This window comes from Parvibaculum sp. (assembly GCF_039680535.1).
Taxonomy (GTDB): domain Bacteria; phylum Pseudomonadota; class Alphaproteobacteria; order Parvibaculales; family Parvibaculaceae; genus Parvibaculum.
The window spans coordinates 183,838-201,749 of the sequence record NZ_JBDKSS010000005.1; the positions used below are offsets into that span (position 1 = coordinate 183,838).

Genomic DNA, 17,912 nt, shown 5'->3' on the forward strand with positions numbered 1-17,912 from the left:
CGGCAACAGGGCTTGCGCTCCCCTCATTTGCGACTGATTATCAGCATTCCGCAAATGAGGGAGCCCATCATGTCTTCAATCAGAACCGCAACGCTTGCCGCCGCGCTCATGCTGGCAGGCGCGTCCTTCGCACCCCTGCATGCGGAAGAAGCCGCGGCACCGGCAGCCCAATGGCCCGCCGATGCCAAGGCCTACATCATCTCGCCGAAGGACGGAGCAAAGGTGAAAGGCCCCGTCACGGTGGTCTTCGGATTGAAGGGTCTCGGCGTCGCGCCTGCGGGCGTGGAAAAGGCCAAGACCGGCCATCATCACCTGCTGATCGATGCCGACTTGCCCAAGGGCGACGAGCTCAATGATCCTCTGCCGAAGGATGAGCATCACATGCATTTCGGCGGCGGCCAGACGGAGACCACGATCGAACTCGCGCCGGGCAAGCACACGCTTCAGCTCGTCATGGGCGACGCGAACCACGTTCCGCACAATCCGCCTGTCGTGTCCCAGAAGGTCACGATCACGGTTGTGAAGTAACTCGGCGTGAAGGGACGAGCGAGCCGGCGATCAGGCCGGCTTGCTCGAACCGAATTTGGTGAGATAGCGCTGGGCGATCTGCGTCACAGGGAAGAGGATCAGCACATCGGTGGTGCCGAATTGCTGATCCACCACTGCGCCGTCGCCGATATAGCAGCCCGCGCGGAGATAGCCCTTGATCATGGGCGGAAGCATGCGCCACGCCTCGCGCGGGTTGACGTCTTCCTTCGCCATGAGATTCATCTCGACATAGCGATCCGGCAGCGCACGGACATGCCATTCCGGCGGCGTGAGATGGAAATGATAGAGATATGAGAGCGGCAGGATGAGCTTCGCCGGGTCCGTTCCCTCGAAGCTCGCGCAGCCGAACATCACATCGAGATTATGCAGCGCCACATATTGCGCGATGCCGTGCCAGAGAAGCTCGACAGTCGGCCTGTTGCGATAGGGCGCGAGCACACATGAGCGGCCGAGCTCCAGGAAGCGCAGATCCTTGCCCATGCGCTCAAGAAGCGGCGCGATGTCATATTCGCTTGCCGTGTAGAAGCCGCCATGACGCTCCGCGACATCCTGACGAAGCAGCCGGTAGCAACCGACCACCGCGTCGAGCGGCAGGTCATCGCCCTCCGCGCCATTCGCGAGCGCGTGATCGAAGACGAGAAGGTGATCGCAGATGGCGTCAAAACGATCGACGTCGCGCTTGCTCGCACGCGTCTGCGCATCGGCCTGCGCCGACATTTCCTCGTAGAAGACACGGTAGCGCAGCGCCTGCGCCGCATCGATCTCGCGCGGAGTCCGTGCAAGGCGCACCTCGAGCGTGCCCTTGCGCGCAAAGCTCAAGGGGCTCGCCGCCGCGTTTGCGCGGGCCGTGGCCTCGGGCAATTGGGTGACGGTCGCATCCGAATGCGGCAACGTCATATGTTCGAACCCCGTTATCATTCGTGCACTGGCGCTTGCGCGCGTCGCACCACCCGGCAGCCCGGCCCTGAGCCGGTCCGCCTCAACCTTGGCCATCAACGTGTGGCTGGCCATCTTAGCCATCCTTTCATTATCACGCCCGGAAGCCAAGAAAAGGGCGAGGGTTCTGTCACTTTGTGACGCCATAATGCGTCACGCATATGACAGACCTAAGCCTTTGAAATGAATTGTTTAATCGAAACGTTAAAAAGCGGTCACGATGCCGCCTCAAGCGATTCAGCTTTCCTGGGCGCGGTGCTTTCCCGCCGCAGGAGGTAGAGGATCAACAGAACGGCCGGCAGCCCGAGGAGCCCGGTCGTGGCGAAGAAGGGCACGTAGCCTGCCGTCCTGGCCGTCAGATCCGGAGCATAGCCGATGAGAAGGTCGCGCAAGGGAGCCTGTGCGCCATACCAGTCCACCATGATGCCCGACATGCCCCCGAGCAGCTTTCCCGGCAGGGCATAGGCGGAGCTGAACAATGCATATTGCGTGGCCGTGAATTCGTGATTGGTCAGGCTCGACATATAGGCGATGAGGCAGGTGGCCGCGAAGCCGCCCGAGAAATTCTCCGCGCCGATGGCGATGGTGAGCGCCGAAACGTCGCCGCCTCGCGTCGCGAGCCATGAAAACAGGAAATTGGTCAACGCGACCGCGGTCGCGCCCAAGAGCATCGAACGCAAGACGCCGAGACGCGCGACGGAGACACCGCCGACGATGGCGCCCGCAATGGTCATCCAGACGCCGAACACCTTCACCACCGTGGCGATCGTGGCAAGCGAAAAGCCGAGATCGATATAGAGCGGGTTCGCCATGACGCCCATGACGAAATCCGGCAGCCGATAAAGACCGATCAACGCCAGAATGATGAACGCCTGCCAGCCGCGCTGGCCGAAGAAATCGACAAAGGGCGCCACGGCGGCACGATAGAGCCAGGTGACGCCGCGCTTCAGCGGCCCATGAAGGGCAAACCGGCCGGCGAGTGCTTCCACGGCCGCCTCGCCGATAACGGCGAGCGGCGCATCGGCAAGCCGGGGCGCCGCCAGCGCCGCACCCATGCCGATGCACATCAGCACCGCCATGGCGAGATAGGCCGCATGCCACGAGACATATTGCGCGACATAAAGCGCGCCCGCACCCGACGCGATGATCGCGAGGCGATAGCCGAGCTGGTAAGCCGCCGCCATCGCGCCCTGCTTTTCGTCGGACGCCGCCTCGATGCGCCATGCATCGACCGAAATGTCCTGCGTCGCGGACGAAAAAGCGAGCATCACCGCGAAAAGGGCGATCGGCGTCAGCGCCACATGCGGATCGCAGAAGGAAATGCCGACCAGAGCCAGGGCAATCAGCGCCTGCGCCACGATCATCCATGCGCGGCGCTTGCCCAGCCGCTCGGCAAGCCACGGCAACCGGATCTGATCGATGAGCGGCGCCCAGAGAAACTTGATCGTGTAGGCCAGGCCCACATAGCTCATCAGCCCGATCTCGGTCCGGCTGACGCCCGCCTCGCGCAGCCACGCCGACATGGTGCCGAAGACCAGCATGAAGGGAAGGCCCGAGGAAAAGCCGAGCAGCAGCATGATGAAGATCTGCCGGTCGCCATAGACGGAGACGGCATTCGCGAAGCGCCTCGCGAAACTTTCATTCTTCGAATTTTCCGCCACGCTCTCGCCCCCGGGCCGATCCACCAACGTGGCTGCGAGTTTAGGCGAGATTTGTTCTTTCGCCAGCCGCCTCTTGCGGGACATGACCCAGCGCGCTGCGGCGGGAGGCCCAGAAGCCGAGGGCACGCGCCAATGCGTCCGGCATGATCGGCTTGGAGAGATAGTCGTCCATGCCGGCCGCCAGACAGGTCTGGCGGTCCTCCGCCATGGCGTTGGCGGTGAGGGCGATGATGGGAAGGCTGGAGCGCTCGTCGGCGAGGGCGCGAATCCGGCGCGTAGCTTCAAAGCCGTCCATGCCCGGCATATGGAGATCCATCAACACAAGATCGAGCGCCTCGCGCCTGTCGAGGCAGGCAAGCGCCTCCTCGCCATTGCGCGCGAGGACGACGCGGTGGCCGTCGCGCTCGAGAAGCGTGCGGGCAAGCAGCGCGTTGATGTCGTTGTCCTCGACGACGAGGATGCTGAGCGACCGGCGGAAAGGCGCAACGACCTCGGCGATACGCTCATCGGCATCGATCTCGTTGATTGCGCCGCCGCCCTCCAGCCTTTCCGACCGGGCGAGCACTTCGAGCCGCGTCAACAGCGAAGAGGTCCGGACAGGCCGCACGAGATAGGCGTCGAACATGCTTGGAAAGACCGACGGCGCGTCGTCCTGCGCGATGAGGCCGGGCAGGCGATCGCGATCCTGCGGACGCAGCATGACGATGGCGCCGAGATCGGGCGCAAGCGCCCGCGCCCTGGCCACCAGTTCCGCGCCGGGGCCTTCGGCCGTGTCGATGGGACAAATCAGAATATCTGCGGGCCGCTCGCGCAGCGCGACAGAGAGCGCTTCCGCATCGGGAACGAGGCGCACCTCGGCGCCGGCATGGCCTGCGCTGCGGGCGAGAGAGGCGCCAAGGATCGGACGATCGTCGAGGATCAGGATGCCGATACCCTTGAGCGGATCGCGGATCGCCGGTGCGAGCTCAACGACGCCGACTCCGAGCGACACGCGGAAGAGCGAGCCCTGGCCCGGCTTGCTTTCAACATCGATCGCACCATTCATCGCGGTGACGAGACGGCGGCTGATGGCAAGACCGAGGCCCGTCCCTTCAAAACGCCGCGCATGACTCTGATCGCCCTGCTGGAATTCCTCGAAGATGAGATCGAGGACGCTTTCGTCCATGCCGATGCCGGTATCTTCGACCTCGATAACGATCCGCGCCTTCCTGTCCGCGGCGGATTCGGCCTCCACTCGCGCGCGAAGAAGAACGCCACCCCTGTCCGTGAACTTGATCGCGTTGCCGACGAGATTGATGAGGACCTGCCGGATACGGGTTTCGTCGCCCTGGAGACGCAGCGGGACCGAGGGCTCGACTTCGGAGACGATTTCGAGGCCCTTTTCGAAGGCGCGCGGGCTCAACAATTCGCAGACGCCTTCGAGCGTCCCGCGGAGATCGAAGGGTGCCTCCTCCAGCTCGACCTTGCCCGCCTCGATCTTCGAATAATCGAGGATGTCGTTGATGATCGAAAGCAGCGCGTCGCCGGAGCGCTTGACCGCCTCTGCATAGGAACGCTGGGCGGGCGTCAGCTTGGTGTCGAGCAACAGGTTCGTCATGCCGAGCACGCCATTCATGGGCGTGCGGATTTCGTGGCTCATGGCCGCGAGGAACTGGCTCTTGGCACGGCTCGCGGCCTGCGCCTCGTCCAGCGCCTCGGCGAGCCGTTCCTCCGCCGCCTTGCGCTCGGTGATGTCGCGGCCGACCGTCTGAATTTCGCGGAGCTTGCCATCGTCGTCGCGAAGCGCGAATTCCTCCCAGACGAACCAGCGCGGCCCGTGGACCGTCACGACGCGCTGATCGAACTGGATGCGATAGGGCGGCAGGTGGAGTCCTGCGAATGATGCCAGCCGCGGACGCTCGCCCTCCGGCAATGCGGGCGCGAAGGCAGCGCCCAGCACCTCGCCGGGCTCCTTGGCGAATGTCTGGCAGAAAACCTCGTTCACATAGGTGATGCGGCCCAGAAGATCGCGGCGCAGCACGACATCGCCCTGCGTGCGGACGAGATCGCGGAAATGCTCCTCGCGCTCCGCAAGCTGCCAGTTTTCATCGCGAAGGGTTTCGACAACCGTATGCGCGCGATCGGCTTCGCGTGCGAGAACGCGGGCGCGGGCAGCAGCGCGCCGCCAGGCCTCAAGGCCAAGCAGCAGGGCGGCGGCACCCCCTAGAAGGACCGCAAACGCTTGATGATCGAATGCCGCGAACATGGTTCCCGCAGTAAAGGCCAGACCGGCGCCTAAACTGCGATGAACATGCTTTCCATCCGGTTACCGGCTCCCCCGAAGGGGAGGCGGTGTCTCCGGTTCGGATTATTTTTCGCCGGCCGGCGTGAAGAGGGTAACCTTCGCGTCGATGGGCGGGACAGTCCGCAGATAGGCGTAGATCGCGCCGAGATCGGCATCGGTCATGCCGGCATAGCTGCTCCACGGCATTTCGGTATCGAAATCATGGCCGTTGGGCGTGATCTTTGCTCCGGCCTCGGCATTGCGGGAACGGAAGCGGGCGATGAATTCCTCGCGCGTCCAGGCACCGATGCCGGTTTCCTTGTGCGGCGTGATATTGGCTGAAGTGGCAACGGCTCCACCGGGCAGCGAGAAGGGATTTCCGCCTGCGAAGGGCGTGCCGGTCGGCTCGCCGCGCTCATTCCGCTTGGTATGGCATTCGAAGCAGGATGAGCTGAAAGCCAGATACTTGCCGAGCGCGACCTCGTCCGTGCCATCCGGACGCTTCTGCGGCGCCGCATCGGCGGGCACCAGACGCATGAAGATCGGCAGCGGCATGGGGAGCTTGGTGCGCGGCATCGTGACCGGCTGCGGCGGCAGCGAGCGGATATAGGCGATGACGGCCTTCACATCCTCGGGATCGAGGCTCTTGTAGAAGGGATAGGGCATTACCGGGAAGAGCGGCTTGCCGTTCCGATCGACGCCGGAAACGATCGCGCGATAGATCTCGCCATCCGTCCAGTCGCCCAGCACTGTCGGCGTCAGGTTCGGCGCATAGATATCGGTGGGGAAATCCGGAGCGCCGCCCATATGACGGCCTGCGCCGACGCGCGACTTGTCCGAGACACGCGAGAAACGGTGCGGCTCCATCTCCGGCGTATGGCAGGCGCCGCAGGCGAACTGGCTGTCGAAGAGATATTCGCCGCGGGCAACCAGTTCGGGCGTCGCCTCGACCTTGAGGTCGGGCGCAGCCGAGACACGCGGAAAGGTCAGGAAGAATCCGGCGACTGCGAGCACGACCAGCGCCACGACGGCGCCGCCTGCCCAGAGAGCAATACGCTTCAACGACATGAGATGTTCCCCTTCAAGGCCGGATGGTTCCGACGGCGATTTCGGGGGGCATCCTTATTTGATTTTCACTATCAATCAAGACAGTGGACGGACAATTTGTTGTCACCCACACATTTTGTAGCCCGACAATTTTCCAGTGTACCCGGACAATCGGCGCGCCGGCGTTTCTTCAAGCATGTGCCCCGAGACGCCCGGCCACCGGCTCGCGATAGGCCAGCGCCTCGGCGACATGGATACGGCGCACGCCCTCGGACCGGTCGAGATCGGCGAGCGTGCGGGCAACGCGAAGCACGCGGTGATATCCGCGCGCGGTGAGGCGCATGCGCTCCGCCGCTTCGGTCAGAAGCCGGACGCCAGCCTCGTCGGGCGCCGCCACCTTGTCGAGCAATTCGCCCTCGACCTGCGAATTGAGGCTCGGGCCCCCATGGGCGGAATGTTCCGCATAGCGCGCTTCCTGCAGGTCGCGGGCGGCGGCCACGCGGGCGGCGACTTCCGCCGATCCCTCGGCAGCGGGTGGCAGGGCGAGATCGGCCGGCGTGACGGGTGGCACCTCGACATGGATGTCGATGCGGTCAAACAGCGGGCCTGAGAGCTTCGATTGATAATCGGACACACAGCGCGGCACACGGGGACAGGCGCGGGCGGCGTCGCCCGCATGGCCGCAACGGCAGGGGTTCATGGCGGCGACAAGCTGGAACCGCGCAGGGTAGGTCACATGGGCGTTCGCCCGCGCGACCACCGCCTCGCCTGTCTCGATGGGCTGGCGAAGACTGTCGAGGACCTGGCGCGGAAATTCCGGCAATTCGTCGAGGAACAGAACGCCGCGATGGGCCAGCGAGACCTCGCCGGGCTTTGCGCGCAATCCGCCGCCCACCAGCGCCGCCATCGACGCCGAGTGATGGGGCGCGCGAAAGGCCCGGGCGCGGCCGAGGCCGGTCGCCGTCAACTCGCCTGCGATGGAGGCAATCATCGAGACTTCGAGCATTTCACGCGGATTGAGCGGCGGCAGGATGCCGGGCAGGCGCGAGGCGAGCATGGACTTGCCGGAACCGGGAGGCCCCACCATCAACATGTTATGGCCACCCGCAGCCGCCACTTCGAGGGCGCGCTTGGCGCTCTCCTGTCCCTTGATGTCGCGAAGGTCGGGCAACGCCCGGCCCTCGACCGCCCGCATCGGCGCGGGTTCGGCCAGAACCTGCGTTCCCTTGAAATGATTGACGAGCTGGATGATCGACCGCGGCGCGAGGACGCCACCGGGATTGTCCGCCCCCATGCCTGCCCATGCGGCTTCCGGCCCGCAAGCCTCGGGACAGATGAGTCCTTTGGATTTGGCGTTGGCCGCAATCGCGGCGGGCAGGGCGCCGGCGACCGCGTTGATCGCGCCATCGAGCGAAAGCTCGCCGATGACGACGAACCGCTCCAGCTCCTGCGCAGGCAGAACGCCCATGGCGACCAGAAGGCCAATGGCAATCGGAAGATCGTAATGGCTGCCTTCCTTGGGCAGGTCGGCGGGCGCGAGATTGACGGTGATGCGCTTCGGCGGCAGGCCGAGGCCGATGGCGGACAGTGCCGCGCGGACGCGCTCGCGGCTCTCGCCCACCGCCTTGTCCGCAAGCCCGACGACCGAAAAGGCAGGTGCGCCCCCGGCAATCTGAACCTGAACGTCGACAGGCCGCGCATCCACACCCAGAAAGGCGACCGTCTCGATATGCGCAACCATGCCCCGTGCCCCCGCACTCACTCAGCTCACAGACGGAACCTAGCGAAGCGGCAGGAATGAGGCAAGAACGAAATAGGAACTCAGCCCGATAAGCTGACGCCGACCAGGGCGCCGACGCCATAGGTCACGCCTGCCGCGGCAAACCCGATCAGCAATTGCCGCATGGCGGAAAAGAGCGCGCTGCGTCCGGTGAAAAGCGAGGTGCCGAGACCGATGCCAGCGAGGGCGAGGCCGCTGAGAGCGAGGCTGACGATGAGTGCCGACCAGCCGGAGAGGAAAAAATAGGGCGCCACCGGAAAGATCGCGCCGAAGGCAAACAGCAGGAAAGAGGTTCCCGCCGCCCCCCAGGCGGAACCGCCGAGTTCGGCCGGATCGATGCCGAGTTCCTCGCGCACCAGCGTATCGAGGGCGGTGTTCTTGTCGGAAAGAAGCTTGTCGGCCAGCGCCCTTGCTTCGGCCTCGCTGAGGCCCTTGGCCTGATAGATGAGGACGAGTTCTTCCTTTTCTTCCTCGGGCACTTCTTCCAGCTCCATCGCCTCGGTCGCGATCTGCTTTTGATAAAGCTCGCGCGAGGAATTGACGGAGAGCCATTCGCCCATGGCCATGGAGCAGGCGCCCGCGACGAGACCGGCAAGACCCGTCAGCAGGATCGTGCTGTTCGAGACCTCCGCGCCGGCAACGCCCATGACGAGCGACATGTTCGAGACGAGACCGTCATTGGCGCCCAGCACCGCCGCGCGAAGCGCGTTGCCGCCCATGGCGCGATGACGCCCTTCGAGCCGCGCGATGGTGCCGCCTTCGAGACCGGATTTGGGGCTGGCGATGGCCGAGAGAATACGGGCGTGCGAGCGCTCGGCCTGCGGCAATCCACCGGCAACGGCTTCAGGCTGCTTGTCATAGACGCCGCTATCGTCCTGTTCGAGCGTGTTGATGACGGGAAGGACGAAAGCGGGCCCGAAACGGCGAGCCAGAAATGCGAGCGAGCGCGTACGAAATCCGGGCTTCAATGCGGGGACTCGCGCTCCCACCTTGCCGAGCTGCTTCTTCCAGTATTCGGCATGGCCTTCTTCCACGGCGGCAAGACGGCGATAGACATCGGCGAGCTTCGGGTCCGGCTCGACATCCGCCAGCGATCGATAAAGCGACGCGCCGTCGACCTCGCCTTGCAGGTTTTCCTTGTAGCGATCCGTCTTGCTGCTATCGGCCATCGCTTCTCTCTGCCTGCCGCCCCAATCAGTAGATCTGCATACGCAACTGTTGATTGGCGCGCGCCTTCTTGTGTTCATACATCTCCTTGTCGGCCACCTTGATGGCGTCCAGAAGATCGATCTCCGTGAGGCTGAAGCATATGCCTATGCTGGCCGTGCTGCCCGTAAAATTCTGCGCGGACGGGACACGAATTGCCGCAATCATATCGCCGACTTTCCGGCCAAGCGCCTTTACTTCGGCCTCGTTGCGGCATGAGGCAATGATGAGGAATTCATCTCCGCCGAGCCGCCCCGCAATCAGATCGTCGTTCTCAAGCTTGCGCAGTCCGTCAGCGACGGAACGAAGATAGTCATCGCCGGTCGCATGTCCGTAGAGATCGTTGATCGATTTGAAATCGTCGAGGTCGACAAGGACGACAGAATTGAATCGCCTCTCCGCCGCGTCGAAAAGCTCAGTGAGGACACTGCGATTCCGCAAACCGGTCAGGTAATCCATGCCGGCGACATTCTTGTAGTAGTCCCGGTTACGTTCGACAAAGACAAGCTTCTGGTTCATTTGCTTGTGCACGTAGTCGAGGTAGTAAACGACCATGCCTGCCGCGGCGACGGCCAGAAGGAACTTGAACTCCATCGAATAAAAATCATAGGGCGCCCTTGTCAGGCTCCACTCATAAACATTGAGGCCGGTCGCCAGCAGGAAATAAGATCCGAGAAAGGCGACAATCCAGCTCTTGTCCGAATGCCAGTAGAGCGTCATGCAGGTGAGCGGCATGAAAGCGCCGGCTATCAGCTCTTGCCTCTGGCCAAAGAATGACGCGACGAGATTGACGAGCGTCAGGAGGATCAGGAAGACAAGAAAGACCCTTTGCCTCGCAAAATTGTTCACGGCAAAGAGAAGCGCGACCGTAAGGGCCTGAACAACGGGAGCGGCAAGGTCCACCGGATAGAGCCGGTAGGCATTCAACGGCACAAGAAAAATCAACAAGGCCAGAAATCGGTTCTGAAAGTTCCGAATGGTCCTTTCGTCGACCTTGTCGAACACGATCTGGTTCATAGAAGAAGCCTCCCACCCCTTCAGACGGAATTATCGCGGCGCGCCCCTCGCCACAATTCCCGTCGCTATCTTCGCCCCTCGATCGCATCCCAGACAAGGGCGGCGATGTTGGTCTGGTCGAAGCGGTCGATCTCCTGAATGCCGGTCGGCGAGGTGACATTGATCTCGGTGAGATAGTCGCCGATGACGTCGATGCCGACGAAGATGAGTCCGCGCTTCTTCAGGTCCGGGCCGATGATCTCACAGATTTCCTGCTCGCGCTTCGTGAGCTTCGACTGTTCGGGACGTCCGCCGACATGCATGTTGGATCGCGCCTCGCCTTCTGCGGGCACGCGGTTGATCGCACCCACGGGCTTGCCGTCGACGAGGATGATGCGCTTGTCGCCCTTGCGCACATCGGCGAGATATTTCTGCACGATGACCGGCTCGCGGTTCATCTGCCCGAACATCTCAAGCAGCGAGTTCAGGTTCTCGTCGCCCTCGCGGATGCGGAAAACGCCCATGCCGCCATTGCCGAACAGCGGTTTCACGATGATGTCGCCGAATTCGCGGCGAAAGGCGCGGATCTCTTCCGGATCGCGACTGATGAGCGTCGGCGGGAGAAGGCCATCGAAACGTGTCGCGAAAAGTTTCTCCGGCGCGTTGCGGACTTCCGCCGGATCGTTCACGACAAGGGTCCGGGGATGGACCATCTCCAGCATGTGGGTCGCGGTGATGTAGCTCATGTCGAAAGGCGGGTCCTGACGCATCAGCACAACGTCGACCTCGTGAAGGTCGATCTTTTCGAGGCTGCCCAGCGTCGAGTGATTGCCGACCTCGCGGCGAAGCGTCATGGAGCGGCCCCGCGCATAGACGCGGCCATCGCGCATCGAAAGCTCTTTCGGCTCGTAATAGAAAAGCGAGTGCCCGCGCGCCTGCGCTTCCAGACCGAGTGCGAAGGTCGAATCCGCATTGATGTTGATCGTGTGGATCGGGTCCATCTGGATCGCGACTTTGAGGCTCATGGGGGCTCCGGTCTTGAGGCGGGTTTCTTCTGGTATGGAATGTGGCGTCTCGCATCCCGCTTTTGAAGCGGGTCAGATGTTTTAGCCCATTTTGACCTCGACATGGGAAGGGGCGGGCGCGCGAGAGGCGAAGCAAGCACGGATTTTTTGCAGATTCAGGGCCGGAGAGCGATCCCCGCCCGTCGTGCCCTAGTTCAGGCGCGCCTTCAGCCGACGCAGGGCTTCTTCGGCCATTCCCGCAATGCGCATTTCGCCTTCGCCCGATGCCATGCTGCGGCAGGTCTCGAAAGCTTCCGCGGCCGCGCCCATATGGCCCGCGTGAACCTCGATGCGACCGAGTTCGAAATGCAGTCCGGCGCGGCGCGGCGCAAGCCAGATCATGCGCGAGACAACGCCGCGCGCGCGGTCGAGGTCATTTGCGCGAATGGCGCGGCTCAGGATATTGTTCTGTAGGCGGAGCAGAATGTCGCGTGGGCCTACCGGGGCATGAACGTCGGGCGTCAGCTTCGCCTCTTCGCCTTCGATGCTGCGCAGGAGGCGAAGAAGGTCGGCGCTCGACAGAATGTCGCCCCGATTGAACGGATCGACGATCGCGGCGCTTTGCCCGACGCGAAGCCTCAGCACGAAATGGCCCGGAAAGTTGAGACCGTGAATATCGAGGCCGAGCGCCTGGCCGACATGGAGATAAAGAATGCCGAGCGTGACCGGCAGACCCTTTCGCCGGTCGATCACATGCATCAGGTTCGCATTCTGCGGATCGTCGTAAGTTGCGCTGTCGCCGCGATAGAGATAACGGCCCGCGACCATGCCGGCGAGCGCCCCGGCGATGACCTCCGCGCTCTCGCCGCCTCGCGCAAGGTCGGAGCCGAGGCTCGTTCGAAGACTGCGAACAAGCTCCTTCAGATGCTCCTCATAGGGCGCCAGAGAAACGCCGGGGCGATCGAGCGCCGCGAAGGCAAGCGCGAGATGCGCGATATCGAGCGCGTCGTCGGGCGTCTCGCCCGCGGCGCGCAACACGGCTTCGATGTCGGCATCAGCCTTGCCCATGCCCGATCATGGCGCGGGAGATGCGCTGACGGCAAGTCGACTCTCGCCGTCATTCCGGAAGAAATGCGGCGATGGCTCGCGAACCGGATTATTGCCACGTTATGGAGGATTTGACCTCGACATTCGAAATGACGTTGCGGACGCCGGACACGCCGCGCGCATGGGCGATCACGCGATCGAGCTCGGACTGGTTCTGGGCGATGCCCATGAGGTAGACCGTGCCGCGCACCGTATCGATCGAGTAGTTGATGCTCGCGATTTTCGTATCGGCGGTGATCTCGGCGCGAAGCTTCGTCGTGATCATCGTATCGTCGGCGTTTTCGGAGAAGCTCAGAGCCTGGCCGACCTGAAGCTCATCGATGACCGCCTTCACGCCGTCGACGGTCCGCACGATCTTGGCGGCGGTCAAACGGTCCTCGGGCTTGGCGACCGTGCCGATAAGGACGACGCGCCCCTTGTTCACCTGCGTCGAGACGCGGCGGAAAAGCTCGCCATTCTTGTCGGCGAGCCTCCGGTTGATCTCGAAGGCGATCTCGTTGTCGTTGACGCCCTGTTCGAGGCCGCGATCCTGCGCGGCACCGACAGCGCCGGTCGCGCCCGCACCGACGACCAAGGGAATACAGCCCGCGAGCGAGAGTGCCGAGATGAGGAGCGCCGGAAGAAGCCGCGCCGTCGCGAGATGTCGCATAATTCCCTGCCTTTCGAGCGTCGAAACGAAACCGCTGCGGAATAAAGACCCCGGCGATGCGGCGATATTATGACGATAGTTGGGCGTCAGGGACGCCAGGCGTCGGGCAGGTGACGCGGCCAGCGCCGGGGCGCGACCAGAACGAGGTCGAAACGGACATCGAAATCCATGAGCGCCGGTCGGGCGCCAATGAAAAGCTCGGCGGCGCGGACGAGGCGGGCGCGTTGACGCATCTGCAAGGCCTCGGCCGCCGCTTCCATGTCTCTCCGCGCCTTGACCTCGACGAAGACGAGGCTGCGGCCGCGCCGGACCACGAGATCGATCTCGCCGGCGCGCGTCTTCATCCGCCGGGCGAGGATGCGATAGCCCTTGAGTTGAAGGAAAAGAGCGGCCAGTGCCTCCGCCCGAAGACCGGAGGTGTGAGCGGCGCGGCCCCGCGCGGCGTCGCCCCTCATTCGCCGTCATCACCGGAGAGCACAAGCGCGCGGGCATAGACCTCGCGCCGTGGAAGGCCGGTCATGGCCGTGACTTCGGCAACCGCATCCTTGAGGCTCGTCCGCTTCAAGGCATTTTCGAGCATGGCGTCGACCTCGCCCTGACAAAGCGGCGCACGAGCCGCAGGCGGACCGACCACCACCACGATCTCGCCCTTGGGCGCGCCGGCTTCGGCATAATGCGCGGCGAGTTCGGAAAGGCGGCCGCGGCGGACTTCCTCGAAGCGTTTTGTCAGTTCGCGGGTGACCGCGGCCTCGCGCTCGCCCAATGCTGCCGCCATGTCGGCAAGCGAGGCATCAAGCCGATTGGCGCTTTCGAGGAAGACGAGAGTGGCCGGAATGGCCGCAAGCTCGGACAACTCCTTGCGCCGCGCCTCCTGTTTTGCGGAGAGGAACCCCGCAAAGAGGAAGCGATCCGTGGGCAGGCCGGCCAATGTCAGCGCGGCCATGACGGAGGAAGCGCCCGGCAGCGTCGTCACATGATGGCCGGCTTCAACCGCCTCGCGCACGAGCTTGTAACCGGGATCGGAAATGAGCGGCGTGCCCGCGTCGGACACGAGCGCGATGCGCTCGCCCGCTTCCAGACGCCGCAGCACCCTGGGCCGCATCTCGGCCGCATTGTGATCGTGGTAGGGCGCCATTTTCGTGTCGATGCCGTGAATGGCGAAAAGCTTCGCCGTCACCCGCGTATCCTCGCAAAGGACGAGATCGACGCCGCGCAACACTTCAAGCGCGCGCAGGCTGATGTCCGAGGCATTGCCGATGGGCGTCGCCGTCACATAAAGGCCGGACGCGAGAGCGTTCAGCGAGCGATCTGGATGAGGTTTCGACATGAATCTTCCGTTCCGGGGTGTGGCGACCTTGCGCCGGACCGCCATATTTGGCAATGCCGGGCCGCCCGAAGGGGCGCGAAGCGTTTACTTGGGCCGGGAGCGAGATTAGGCTCCAGCCTTCATTTTCAGAACATATGGTTCGCATGCAGCGCCTCGCCTCGCACCTTCCTTCCGGCCTCCGCATGTTTATGGGGGCGCTTGTCTTTGCCGGTGTGGGGTTGAGCCTTTCGGGCTGCGCCGGATTTGGCGGAGCCGAGGAAGCCCCGCCGCCGCGCCCGGTCGTCCAGCAACCGCCCATCGCCGTGCAACCGCCGCCGAAAAAGACGACTGCCGAGCCGACGGCGAGGGAGAGCGGCGGCTTCTACATGCCGAAGCAGATGGAGGGGCGCTCCCTTGTGCGTGTGGCCCTGCTGCTGCCTTTCAATTCCTCGCGCGCGGATGTGCGGGCCCTGTCGAACTCTCTCTACAATGCCGCTCAGCTCGCGCTGTTCGAGTTCAACAACCCGAACATCCTGCTCATGCCCAAGGCGACCGGCGGCAGCGCCATCGGCGCGCAGACAGCGGCCACCGAGGCCGTGAAGGAAGGGGCCGATCTCATTATCGGGCCGCTCTTTGCCGAAGAAGTCAGCGCGGTCGCGCCCGTCGCCCATGGCGCCAATGTGCCCGTCGTCGCCTTTTCGACCGACATGACGGTTGCCGGCAACGGGGTCTATCTCCTGTCCTTCCTCCCCAGCGCGGATGTGAGCCGCATCGTCGACTTTGCGTCGCTCAAGGGGATCAACAATTTCGCCGCCCTCTTCCCCGAGAACGATTACGGCGCCCGCGTCCGCGCCGCTTTCGAAAAGGCCGTTGCAGACCATGGCGCCCATATCGCGACCGTCGCGACCTATCCGGCAAACGGCCTGGGCATGAACGGACCGGTGCAGCAGCTCGCCAATTACGGCGCGCGCCACGGCGCGCTCCTCGCCAAGCGCAGTGAACTGAAAAAGACCAATGACGCGCAGGGGCTGAAGGAAATCGAAAAGCAGGATACGATCGGCGACGTCAGCTTCCAGGCCGTGTTCCTGCCGGAAGGCGGCGCCCGCCTTCGTGCGCTCGCACCGCTCCTGCCTTATTACGATGTCGATCCGCGCAAGGTGAAGTTCCTCGGCACCGGCCTCTGGGACGATCCCTCGCTGCAGACGGAGCCCTCGCTCGAAGGCGGCTGGTATCCCGCGCCGCCGCCCGAGGCACATGCGCAGTTCGTCGCCCGCTACGCCCGCGTCTATGGTTCGACGCCGCCGCGCATCGTGAGCCTTGCCTATGACGCCGTGAGCCTCGCGGTCGCGCTGTCCTCAAAGCCCGAGGGTGAGCGCTTCACCGCCCAGTCGCTCACCGAGCCCGATGGCTTCGCGGGCGTCGACGGCATCTTCCGCTTCCTGCCCGACGGGCGGACCGAGCGCGGCCTGGCCATTCTCGAAATGCATGGCTCGGGACCCGTCGTCGTCGATCCCGCGCCGGCGAGCTTCAGCGTGCCGCCATCCCTCTGAGTTCCCACCCCTCCGAATTCAGCGAGTTCCCTGTCCATGCGTCTCTACAATTTCTTCCGCAATTCGGCGGGCTATCGCGTCCGCGCGGTGCTCAATCTCAAGGGTATTCCCTATGAGCATGTCTCGATCGACATTCGTCCGCCGGTAGAGGCGCAATTCTCGGAAGAGTTCCGCAAGGTCAATCCGCTATCGCTGATCCCTGCGCTCGAACATGACGGCAGGATCATCACGCAGTCCTCCGCGATCATCGAATATCTCGAGGAACTGTTTCCGGAGCCGTCCGTGTTCCCGAAGGATGCGGCGCTCAGGGCGCAATCGCGCGCTTTTGCGGCCTCGGTCGCCGCAGAGACCCATGCGCTGCTCAGCATGCGCGTCATGAAATTCCTCGACAAGGATCTGGGGCTGCCGCAGGCCGACCGCGACAAGTGGCAGGCGCAGTGGGCGCATAAGGGCTTCGCGGCGCTCGAAGCGATGCTGAAGCACGGACCGGATACGCAATTCGCCTATGCCGATTATCCGACGGTGGCCGATATTTTCCTGGTGCCGCAATATTACAATCTGCGCCACGCCAAGATGGATCTGAGCGCCTATCCACGCCTCGGCGAAATCGTCGCCCGCTGCGAGGCGCTGCCCGCCTTCCAGAAGGCGTCGCCGGAAGCGCAGCCGGATTACGACGACCGCTGATCCTCAGGCCAGCAACCTGCCAAGGAGCGCGTCGAGGACGAGGCGGCCGCGCTGGGTGGTGGCGATGCGATCGCCGTCGCGCAGCAAAAGCTCCTCGCGCACGAGGGCCTCGATGCGCGCATCGTCGAGTGCGTTGCCGGTGAGCCGGGCATGGCGCGAAAGCGAAACGCCTTCCTCGAGCCGCAGTCCCATCAGCATCATCTCGTCGCCCTGTTCGGCGGGGCTCACCTCATCGAGCACGGTAATGCCGTGGCCTTCGGCGCTCACGGCAGCAAGCCATTCGCCGGGCATCTTCAGCGTCTGGGTGGCGAGCTTCCTTCCATCGGCGGAGATGCGGCCATGCGCACCGGGCCCGACGCCGGCATAATCGCCATAGCGCCAATAGACAAGATTGTGCCGCGCCTCGGCGCCGGCTTTCGCGTAGTTCGACACCTCATAGGCGGACATGCCCGCCTCGGCGGCAATCTCGCCGGTCAGCCGATAGAGTTCCGCCGCATCCTCTTCCTCGGGCAGACGGAACGCGCCGCGCTCATAAAGGCGCGCGAAGGCCGTGCCTTCCTCGATGGTCAGCTGATAGAGCGAGAGATGGTCGGCGGCATGCGACAAAGCGAGACGCAATTCGCGCGCCCAGCCTTCGGACGTCTGGCCGGGCCGCGCATAGATGAGATCGAAGGAGAGGCGAGGAAAAATCTCGCGCGCGAGACCGATGGCTTTCAATGCTTCTTCGGCGCTGTGAAGACGGCCCAGAAACTTCAGCTCGCGGTCGTCAAGCGATTGCACGCCGAGGGAGAGGCGATTGACGCCCGCCGCGCGATAGCCGCGAAAGCGCTCCGCTTCGACGCTGGTAGGATTTGCCTCAAGCGTCACCTCGACGCCCTGGTGGATGCCCCAGAGCCGATCGATGGCCGAGAGCACGGCGTCAACGGTGGAGACCTCCATCAGCGAGGGTGTGCCGCCGCCGAAGAAGATCGAACGCAATTCGCGCGGGCCGGTGAGGCCGCGCATGTGCTCAAGCTCGCGCGTCAGTGCGGTTGCCCATTGGCGCTGATCGACATTGGCGACGACGTGGGAGTTGAAGTCGCAATAGGGGCATTTGGACAGACAGAAAGGCCAGTGGACATAGACGCCGAAACCGGCCTCGTCCTCCGCCTTCACGGGATTTTTATTATCCGTA

16 protein-coding genes are annotated in these 17,912 nt (G+C 63.8%); 3 read left to right on the top strand and 13 right to left on the bottom strand.

All coding sequences use genetic code 11. The features are described from left to right. Positions 1-78: 78 nt before the first annotated feature. On the top strand, positions 79-528 hold the full coding sequence (locus ABFC66_RS01985; protein ID WP_346739610.1) for a DUF4399 domain-containing protein: 450 nt from the start codon (positions 79-81) through the stop codon (positions 526-528). 30 nt (positions 529-558) lie between these two features. Here the strand turns inward: ABFC66_RS01985 and ABFC66_RS01990 are convergent, their stop codons facing one another. The 12 genes from ABFC66_RS01990 to rsmI form a co-directional block, all read right to left on the bottom strand. Continuing rightward, positions 559-1,446 (bottom strand): GNAT family N-acyltransferase, encoded by an 888-nt coding sequence (locus ABFC66_RS01990; protein ID WP_346739611.1) that lies wholly within the window; start codon positions 1,444-1,446, stop codon positions 559-561. A 254-nt stretch (positions 1,447-1,700) separates the two neighbouring features. Next, positions 1,701-3,146, bottom strand: coding sequence for an AmpG family muropeptide MFS transporter (locus ABFC66_RS01995; protein ID WP_346739274.1), 1,446 nt, complete (start codon positions 3,144-3,146; stop codon positions 1,701-1,703). 40 nt (positions 3,147-3,186) lie between these two features. Then, on the bottom strand, positions 3,187-5,391 hold the full coding sequence (locus ABFC66_RS02000) for a response regulator (RefSeq protein WP_346739275.1): 2,205 nt from the start codon (positions 5,389-5,391) through the stop codon (positions 3,187-3,189). Positions 5,392-5,493: 102 nt separating this feature from the next. Continuing rightward, entirely contained in the window at positions 5,494-6,477 is a 984-nt protein-coding gene (locus tag ABFC66_RS02005) for a c-type cytochrome (protein WP_346739276.1), read from the bottom strand. 169 nt (positions 6,478-6,646) lie between these two features. Further along, on the bottom strand, positions 6,647-8,197 hold the full coding sequence (locus ABFC66_RS02010; protein ID WP_346739277.1) for a YifB family Mg chelatase-like AAA ATPase: 1,551 nt from the start codon (positions 8,195-8,197) through the stop codon (positions 6,647-6,649). Positions 8,198-8,277: 80 nt separating this feature from the next. Next, a complete protein-coding gene (locus tag ABFC66_RS02015; protein WP_346739278.1) occupies positions 8,278-9,405 on the bottom strand; it encodes a VIT1/CCC1 family protein in 1,128 nt (375 codons plus the stop codon). Positions 9,406-9,430: 25 nt separating this feature from the next. Then, complete coding sequence (locus ABFC66_RS02020; protein ID WP_346739279.1) at positions 9,431-10,459, bottom strand: GGDEF domain-containing protein; 1,029 nt, start codon at positions 10,457-10,459, stop codon at positions 9,431-9,433. 65 nt (positions 10,460-10,524) lie between these two features. Then, a complete protein-coding gene (gshB, locus tag ABFC66_RS02025) occupies positions 10,525-11,463 on the bottom strand; it encodes a glutathione synthase (protein ID WP_346739280.1) in 939 nt (312 codons plus the stop codon). Between the two features lie 189 nt (positions 11,464-11,652). Further along, the gene (locus tag ABFC66_RS02030; protein WP_346739281.1) at positions 11,653-12,510 is read right to left on the bottom strand and encodes a transglutaminase-like domain-containing protein; all 858 of its coding nucleotides are present in this window, start codon (positions 12,508-12,510) and stop codon (positions 11,653-11,655) included. A gap of 88 nt (positions 12,511-12,598) precedes the next feature. Further along, entirely contained in the window at positions 12,599-13,198 is a 600-nt protein-coding gene (locus tag ABFC66_RS02035) for a BON domain-containing protein (RefSeq protein WP_346739282.1), read from the bottom strand. A gap of 86 nt (positions 13,199-13,284) precedes the next feature. Next, the gene (locus ABFC66_RS02040) at positions 13,285-13,653 is read right to left on the bottom strand and encodes a YraN family protein (protein WP_346739283.1); all 369 of its coding nucleotides are present in this window, start codon (positions 13,651-13,653) and stop codon (positions 13,285-13,287) included. After that, on the bottom strand, positions 13,650-14,525 hold the full coding sequence (gene rsmI / locus ABFC66_RS02045) for a 16S rRNA (cytidine(1402)-2'-O)-methyltransferase (protein ID WP_346739284.1): 876 nt from the start codon (positions 14,523-14,525) through the stop codon (positions 13,650-13,652). The genes ABFC66_RS02040 and rsmI overlap by 4 nt, the downstream gene beginning before the upstream one ends. 143 nt (positions 14,526-14,668) lie before the next feature. Between rsmI and ABFC66_RS02050 the strand changes: the two genes are divergently transcribed. Next, entirely contained in the window at positions 14,669-16,054 is a 1,386-nt protein-coding gene (locus tag ABFC66_RS02050; protein WP_346739285.1) for a penicillin-binding protein activator, read from the top strand. A 36-nt stretch (positions 16,055-16,090) separates the two neighbouring features. After that, positions 16,091-16,738 (top strand): maleylacetoacetate isomerase, encoded by a 648-nt coding sequence (maiA, locus tag ABFC66_RS02055; RefSeq protein ID WP_346739286.1) that lies wholly within the window; start codon positions 16,091-16,093, stop codon positions 16,736-16,738. Positions 16,739-16,741: 3 nt separating this feature from the next. Here maiA and hemW read toward each other — a convergent pair whose 3' ends face one another. Further along, complete coding sequence (gene hemW / locus ABFC66_RS02060; RefSeq protein ID WP_346739287.1) at positions 16,742-17,893, bottom strand: radical SAM family heme chaperone HemW; 1,152 nt, start codon at positions 17,891-17,893, stop codon at positions 16,742-16,744. Positions 17,894-17,912: the final 19 nt, after the last annotated feature.